This is a genomic window from Burkholderia sp. AW49-1 (assembly GCF_053427845.1).
Map to the genome: position 1 here is coordinate 1 of NZ_JBSAXF010000073.1, position 1,790 is coordinate 1,790.

General features: G+C 54.1%; 1 rRNA gene. It reads right to left on the reverse strand.

The window, feature by feature from the left end:
* Window positions 1-81: 81 nt before the first annotated feature.
* Window positions 82-1,790: ribosomal RNA gene (locus tag ACV22W_RS33420) — 23S ribosomal RNA — on the reverse strand; the annotation flags it as partial.

A 1,790-nucleotide genomic window follows, 5' to 3' on the forward strand; every position in this document is an offset into this window, starting at 1 on the left:
CACACGAGAATCCAACTTGTCGCTCTGGATCTTGCGGCCGGTGCTCTCGCACGGCGCCGATCTACAAGGCAGACTTGTTATAGGATCAAGCCTTACGGGCAATTAGTATCAGTTAGCTGAACGCATTACTGCGCTTACACACCTGACCTATCAACGTCCTGGTCTCGAACGACCCTTCAAGGGGATCTAGTCCCCAGGGATATCTCATCTTAAGGCGAGTTTCCCGCTTAGATGCTTTCAGCGGTTATCTCTTCCGAACATAGCTACCCGGCGATGCCACTGGCGTGACAACCGGTACACCAGAGGTTCGTCCACTCCGGTCCTCTCGTACTAGGAGCAGCCCCCTTCAAATATCCAACGCCCACGGCAGATAGGGACCAAACTGTCTCACGACGTTTTAAACCCAGCTCACGTACCTCTTTAAATGGCGAACAGCCATACCCTTGGGACCGGCTACAGCCCCAGGATGAGATGAGCCGACATCGAGGTGCCAAACACCGCCGTCGATATGAACTCTTGGGCGGTATCAGCCTGTTATCCCCAGAGTACCTTTTATCCGTTGAGCGATGGCCCTTCCATACAGAACCACCGGATCACTATGACCTGCTTTCGCACCTGCTCGACTTGTCGGTCTCGCAGTTAAGCACGCTTATGCCATTGCACTATCAGCACGATTTCCGACCGTACCTAGCGTACCTTCGTACTCCTCCGTTACGCTTTGGGAGGAGACCGCCCCAGTCAAACTGCCTACCATGCACTGTCCCCGACCCGGATCACGGGCCAAGGTTAGAACCTCAAACAAACCAGGGTGGTATTTCAAGGACGGCTCCACCGAAACTAGCGTTCCGGTTTCATAGCCTCCCACCTATCCTACACAGATCGGTTCAAAGTCCAATGCAAAGCTACAGTAAAGGTTCATGGGGTCTTTCCGTCTAGCCGCGGGTAGATTGCATCATCACAAACACTTCAACTTCGCTGAGTCTCGGGAGGAGACAGTGTGGCCATCGTTACGCCATTCGTGCAGGTCGGAACTTACCCGACAAGGAATTTCGCTACCTTAGGACCGTTATAGTTACGGCCGCCGTTTACCGGGACTTCAATCAAGAGCTTGCACCCCATCATTTAATCTTCCGGCACCGGGCAGGCGTCACACCCTATACGTCCACTTTCGTGTTTGCAGAGTGCTGTGTTTTTATTAAACAGTCGCAGCCACCAGTTTATTGCAACCCCTTCACCCTCCTGGCGCAGGCCAGTCAAGCTACAAGGGCGTACCTTATCCCGAAGTTACGGTACCAATTTGCCGAGTTCCTTCTCCCGAGTTCTCTCAAGCGCCTTAGAATACTCATCTCGCCCACCTGTGTCGGTTTGCGGTACGGTCATCGTTAGACTGAAGCTTAGAGGCTTTTCTTGGAACCACTTCCAATTGCTTCGCTCCCTAAGGAGCTCGCGCCACACCCTTGAATCCTGCGCCCGGATTTGCCTAAGCGCCTTCTCCAATGCAGCGACCGGGACTTCCAACACCCGGACAACCTTCCGCGATCCGTCCCCCCATCGCATCTAACAATGGTGCAGGAATATTGACCTGCTTCCCATCAGCTACGCATTTCTGCCTCGCCTTAGGGGCCGACTCACCCTACGCCGATGAACGTTGCGTAGGAAACCTTGGGCTTACGGCGAGGGGGCCTTTCACCCCCTTTATCGCTACTCATGTCAGCATTCGCACTTCCGATACCTCCAGCACCCTTTACAAGGCACCTTCGCAGGCTTACGGAACGCTCTCCTACCATGCG